Raw genomic sequence first — 6,192 nt, forward strand, 5'->3', positions numbered from 1 at the left:
CTAACGGTTTCATGTTCTATTTCACTCCCCTCCCGGGGTTCTTTTCACCTTTCCCTCGCGGTACTGTTTCCCTATCGGTCACACAGGAGTATTTAGCCTTACGAGGTGGTCCTCGCTGATTCACACGGGATTCCACGTGCCCCGTGCTACTCGGGATTCAGCTGACAACTTTCCACTTTCGACTACAGGACTTTCACCTTCTCTGGTGCAGTATTCAGCTGCTTGATCTAGTTTCCAGTTACCGTTCTGCTGTCCCACTACCCCACCAGCATTGCTGATGGTTTAGGCTCTGCCCCTTTCGCTCGCCGCTACTGAGGGTATCGCTTTTGCTTTCTTTTCCTCCAGCTACTAAGATGTTTCAGTTCGCTGGGTTCGCTCGTACTGACCTATTGATTCAGTCAGCCGTTTTTGGGTTGCCCCATTCGGAAATCTCCGGATCTCTGCTTGTTTCCAGCTCCCCGAAGCTTATCGTCGGTCACCACGTCCTTCTTCGCCTCTGTGTGCCTAGGTATCCACCGTTAGCCTTTTGTAGCTTGACCATACTTGTTCTGTTTTACCGCTTTTACGATAACTCTCGTTTCGCTCGCGGCTCGACTTTTTGGCTTTTCTACACTTCGCTATGCAATTTTCTTGGTTCTTTACTGGACTCAAAGTCCAGCATCCTGAACTGGTTTTTTCCTGCAGTTCCGGTGCTGAGCTTGTTTTCCGTTCTTTGTTTTCTTGGCTTTAATTAGCTTTTGGCTGTTAGCCGCTTCACCATTTATATAGATGTGGGCCATCCTGGACTCGAACCAGGGACCTCACCCTTATCAGGGGTGCGCTCTAACCACCTGAGCTAATAGCCCATATCCGAACCATCATTAGTTTGAGAGCCCCGTTCTCTACCCTTCGACCTCGGTTGACCTGATTACCGCTCTTGCACCTTTGGCTTCGAGTGGGTCTCAGTCGGTCTCCCTGAAAAGGAGGTGATCCAGCCACACCTTCCGGTACGGCTACCTTGTTACGACTTCACCCCAGTCACCAACCCTGCCTTCGGCATCCCCCTCCCATACGGGTTAGGGTAACGACTTCGGGCGTGGCCAGCTTCCATGGTGTGACGGGCGGTGTGTACAAGGCCCGGGAACGGATTCACCGCCGTATTCTGACCGGCGATTACTAGCGATTCCTCCTTCATGCCGGCGAGTTGCAGCCGGCAATCTGAACTGAGGCCAGGTTTGATGAGATTAGCTCCCCCTTGCGAGTTGGCTGCCCATTGTCCTGACCATTGTAGTACGTGTGTAGCCCAGGGCGTAAGGGGCATGCTGACTTGACGTCATCCCCACCTTCCTCCGGTTTGTCACCGGCAGTCTCTCTAGAGTGCCCACCACCACGTGCTGGCAACTAAAAACGAGGGTTGCGCTCGTTGCGGGACTTAACCCAACATCTCACGACACGAGCTGACGACAGCCATGCACCACCTGTGTTCGCGCTCCCGAAGGCACTCCCAGCTTTCACCGGGATTCGCGACATGTCAAGCCCTGGTAAGGTTCTTCGCGTTGCATCGAATTAAACCACATACTCCACCGCTTGTGCGGGCCCCCGTCAATTCCTTTGAGTTTCACACTTGCGTGCGTACTCCCCAGGCGGGATACTTAACGCGTTGGCTTCGGCACAGCTTGGGTCGATACAAGCTACACCTAGTATCCATCGTTTACAGCTAGGACTACTGGGGTATCTAATCCCATTCGCTCCCCTAGCTTTCGTCCCTCAGTGTCAGGTTCAGTCCAGTAGAGCGCCTTCGCCACCGATGTTCTTCCCGAAATCTACGCATTTCACCGCTACACCGGGAATTCCCTCTACCCCTACTGCCCTCTAGTTCCTCAGTTTCCACTGCCTGCCCAGAGTTAAGCCCTGGTCTTTAACAGCCGACTTGAGGTACCACCTACGGACGCTTTACGCCCAATAATTCCGGATAACGCTTGCATCCTCCGTATTACCGCGGCTGCTGGCACGGAGTTAGCCGATGCTTTTTCCTCAGGTACCGTCACTTTCTTCTTCCCTGATAAAAGAGGTTTACAACCCAAAAGCCTTCCTCCCTCACGCGGTATTGCTCCGTCAGGCTTTCGCCCATTGCGGAAAATTCCCCACTGCTGCCTCCCGTAGGAGTCTGGGCCGTGTCTCAGTCCCAGTGTGGCTGCTCATCCTCTCAGACCAGCTACTGATCGTTGCCTTGGTAAGCCTTTACCCTACCAACTAGCTAATCAGACGCGAGCTCCTCTTATGGCAATAAATCTTTCACCTCTCGGCACATCCGGTATTAGCCACTGTTTCCGGTGGTTGTCCCCGACCCTAAGGCAGATTCTCACGCGTTACTCACCCGTCCGCCACTCCCCCGAAGGGGCGTTCGACTTGCATGTGTTAAGCATACCGCCAGCGTTCATCCTGAGCCAGGATCAAACTCTCCATGGTACTCAAGTTGTTTTTTTCTTTCCCCGACTCTTAGTCAACCCTTACAGTTAACTTCGAACCGGTTCGGAATTTTAGGTTTTAGTTTTGGTCAATCTGTCCTATAATGAGGTCAGATTAACCTGAAAATTTCTTGACGAGTAGCGACCGTATATTGGCTCTCAAACTATAGATTTTTCTTGGTTCGGGGCGGTGCGGTGCGCTTGGCTTTCCTCATCGCCATTTACTAATGTAAAGGGGAAAAAAGCGTTTGTCAACCTAAAACCGAAACTTTTTTTTGAGAAATCCTTGCAATCTAGGTATGGCAAGGGTTTTGGAATTTAAAATTTTTTTTTTCAATCCGTGTCTTGATGCAGCGCGGTCATGGGGGAAACCCCATGACCGCGCTGCATCGCTTTTCGAGGTCTGACGAGGGGAAGAGGGGGAAGCTCTCAGGTCACAGGGGTAGGTTCTTTAGATTTAGGTCGGGAGTCGGGAGTCGGGAGTCGGGAGTCGGGAGTCGGGAGAATTATTCAGTAATTATTGTGTATTTAGATACATACCTGAACAGGGGCGTGTTGGTTGGTTGTTGTCTTGATGGAAAGCGCGAGTGCAGGTTGGCATAACTACTCCGATGCTTCCGAGTAAAACGGGAAATTCACTTGGATTTACGGTAATTGTCCGGTTACCTCTAGGATTAATCGGTAAGTAGTGGCTGTTACCATTCAGAGGCAAGATTAGTGAAGAGCCCTTTGCACTGGCACCATGAAATCCATTGTTGAACAACTTAGACTTCAATTCACTCAAGCCTTAACTGCTGCCTTCGGTTCTGACGTGGCAGGGGTAGATCCAATGATGGTACCTGCCAGCAATCCCAAATTTGGTGACTATCAGTCTAATGTGGCGTTGGCTTTGAGCAAACGTTTGAAACAGCCGCCAAGAGCGATCGCAGAATCTTTGTTGCAGTATCTAGATGTGGCTGAGATATGTCAGAGCCCGACTATTGCTGGTCCAGGCTTCATTAATTTGAGCTTAAAACCTGCTTACTTGGAAGAACGGCTAAGGGAGATTTATACTGACCCACGTCTAGGAGTAGCAGTCGCTTCAGCCCCTCGACGGGTCATTGTTGATTTTTCTTCTCCCAATATTGCTAAAGAGATGCATGTGGGACATCTACGTTCAACGATTATTGGGGATTCGATTGCCCGGATCTTAGAATTTCGGGGTCAAAATGTACTGCGCTTGAATCATGTGGGAGATTGGGGCACCCAATTTGGGATGTTGATCACCTATCTCAGGGAAGCTTACCCAAGTGCTTTGACTACAGCTGATGCCCTGGATTTGGGAGATTTAGTCACCCTTTATCGGCAAGCTAAACAACGGTTTGATGCAGATGAGGAGTTTCGGGAGGCATCTAGGCTCGAAGTTGTTAAACTGCAATCTGGTGCAGCCGATAGCCGCCGTGCTTGGCAACTACTGTGTGATCAATCTCGGCGGGAGTTTCAGATTATCTACGATTTGCTGGATATTCAGCTCACCGAAAGGGGGGAATCCTTTTACAATCCTTTCCTACCAGAGGTTGTGGACTATTTAGACAAGTCTGGCTTGTTAGTGGAAGACTCGGGAGCCAAATGTGTTTTCCTTGAGGGGTTTACAAATAAAGATGGTGAGCCTCTGCCCTTGATTGTGAAAAAATCTGATGGGGGCTATAACTATGCCACCACTGACTTAGCTGCACTGCGCTACCGGACTGAGCAAGACCAGGCTCAAAGGATTATATATGTTACTGATTCCGGACAAGCAAATCATTTTACCCAGGTATTTCAGGTGGCTCGGCGGACTGGTATTCTTCCAGAAAATCTTGAAGTCGTTCATGTTCCCTTTGGTTTGGTTCTGGGTGAAGATGGCAAAAAGCTTAAAACGCGGTCTGGGGAAACAGTGCGGTTGCGGGATTTATTGGATGAAGCGATCGCACGATCTGGTGCTGATTTGGAATCGAGACTGAAGCAAGAAGGTCGGGAGGAAACTGAGGAATTTAAAGAGCATGTTGCCAAAGTCGTAGGCATGAGTGCAGTTAAGTATGCTGACCTTAGTCAAAATCGTACCAGCAACTATATATTCAGCTTTGATAAGATGTTGGCACTCCAGGGCAATACAGCACCATATATGCTTTATGCCTATGTCCGCATTCAGGGCATTAGCCGCAAAGGGGAGATTGATTTTGAGCAACTGGGAACCGATGCCAAAATTTTGTTGGAAGAAGACGCAGAATTGGTGCTAGGGAAGAAGTTATTACAACTAAATGAGGTTCTTGGTGAAGTTGAGAAAGAATTGATGCCGAATCGCCTTTGTCAGTATTTGTTTGAACTGAGTCAGAAGTTTAATCAATTCTATGACCAATGCCCTGTACTGAAAGCCGAAGAACCCAAGCGGACATCCCGTCTGCTGCTATGTGATTTGACTGCTAGAACTCTGAAACTGGGATTGTCTTTACTGGGAATTCAGGTACTGGAGCGGATGTAGTAACGTTAAGCCATCAGCGATCAGCCTTTGGCCAAAGGCTGATCGCTGAATACTTACGTCAGCTAGTTCACGACACTAGTGTTCGAGCCCCAGGGTGAGATAATGGTTTGGTTTTAACCACAATTTCCACATCTTGACCCAAAGCGTTTAACAATCCTCGCGGAATTCCCCACCCTCTTAAGGGTGGGGATGGATAGCGAGAAAACAACTAATAGCGAATTGTGTTATAATAAAGCTGGTTGCTGAGACGAAACCTTAGGATAGTGGAGCCTTAATCAAACAGTTTTAACCCTTTTATGCATAGCCGACTAACCATAAAGGCTCCACTATCCTTACGGTAACTTCAAGACCCGCCTGACTGACTAAAAGGCTACCTTACAAATGGTCTGATTTCTGATCAATTAGTCAAACCTAAGGGTGTACAAAGTACTAGCAGAGCTCAGGGAAGAGGCAAGCCCCGGCTGGTTGACCATAGAGTCGTAATTCCAAGGTGAGTCTGTCGTAAAAGTTATACGTCTGCGGAAGGTGGATGTCTGCCTGTGGACGCTGAGTAAGACCAAGATCAGCAGGCGCGCTCCTCCTAGGCCGGGGAACCAGGCCTGGGGTCGCGCCTCTGTTTGAGGCGTCGGGGACGCGCGCGGGAAGCCCTATTGACGAATAAGACCGTCCCTGGTTGAGTTGAGATTGGAAGCCCCAGCCTCGGCAAAGCCGACGCTACGCGAACAGCTAAGCAGGCTGGGGTACTTCACGAAGCGAAACAGCTGCACAATTGAAAAACCCGCCAACTTACCATTGATAAGTGCGGACACTTTAGGCTGATCTACTCCTAAAACCTTGGCCGCCGCAGCTTGTGTCATACCCTGGTTGGCAATAATACTACTAATCTTACGAGCCAGTTCTGCTTTAACGATTAATTCATCAGAGTTTTCTAAACCTAAATCGGCAAACACATTACCACTACTAGCTTGTACTTCAATTTCTTTGACCATAATTACTACCTCTAAGATTTGCTCGACTCGACGATATAGAGCCATAATCAAACTGGCTGAATCAGCAAAACTCAGCCAGTTTGGAACATTCTCGTCCCTAGGCGCGATCGGGGTGTTCTTGTCTTAGGGGTAATTCAACCACTCAACCGACCACGGAACTTCGCACTATCCAGTATCAATAGATTGTAGCGATTTTAAAATTAGTGAGCTTCAAGGCGGCAGCCCCGCGCTGTACCCGATAGGGTCAGCGTCGGGA

Annotated in this window: 2 protein-coding genes, 1 tRNA gene and 2 rRNA genes (1 of these 5 running past the window's edge); 1 reads left to right on the plus strand and 4 read right to left on the minus strand. The window is 49.3% G+C overall.

The annotated features are described in order from the left end of the window. The 3 genes from BJP37_RS07455 to BJP37_RS07465 all read right to left on the minus strand — a co-directional run. A 23S ribosomal RNA gene (locus tag BJP37_RS07455) occupies positions 1-539 on the minus strand (it extends 2,335 nt beyond the left edge of the window). 232 nt (positions 540-771) lie between these two features. After that, positions 772-845, minus strand: a tRNA-Ile gene (locus tag BJP37_RS07460). Between the two features lie 113 nt (positions 846-958). After that, positions 959-2,448: ribosomal RNA gene (locus tag BJP37_RS07465) — 16S ribosomal RNA — on the minus strand. The 16S and 23S rRNA genes sit together here with 1 tRNA gene alongside, the layout of an rRNA operon. A gap of 741 nt (positions 2,449-3,189) precedes the next feature. Here BJP37_RS07465 and argS point away from each other — a divergent pair. Next, the gene (gene argS / locus BJP37_RS07470) at positions 3,190-4,947 is read left to right on the plus strand and encodes an arginine--tRNA ligase (protein WP_075897687.1); all 1,758 of its coding nucleotides are present in this window, start codon (positions 3,190-3,192) and stop codon (positions 4,945-4,947) included. A gap of 647 nt (positions 4,948-5,594) precedes the next feature. On the opposite strand, the gene BJP37_RS42255 is transcribed toward argS, so the two are convergent. Then, positions 5,595-5,936, minus strand: a complete 342-nt coding sequence (locus BJP37_RS42255; protein ID WP_438941525.1) for a helix-turn-helix domain-containing protein — start codon at positions 5,934-5,936, stop codon at positions 5,595-5,597. Between the last annotated feature and the right edge of the window lie 256 nt (positions 5,937-6,192).

Origin of the sequence: Moorena bouillonii PNG (assembly GCF_001942495.1) — a bacterium.
Lineage (GTDB): Bacteria > Cyanobacteriota > Cyanobacteriia > Cyanobacteriales > Coleofasciculaceae > Moorena > Moorena bouillonii.

What these genes read in the sequence shown, in the direction of transcription:
- BJP37_RS42255 (WP_438941525.1), bottom strand. Translation starts at nt 5,936, where the DNA reads ATGGTCAAAGAAATTGAAGTACAAGCTAGTAGTGGTAATGTGTTTGCC.
- argS (WP_075897687.1), top strand. Translation starts at nt 3,190, where the DNA reads ATGAAATCCATTGTTGAACAACTTAGACTTCAATTCACTCAAGCCTTA.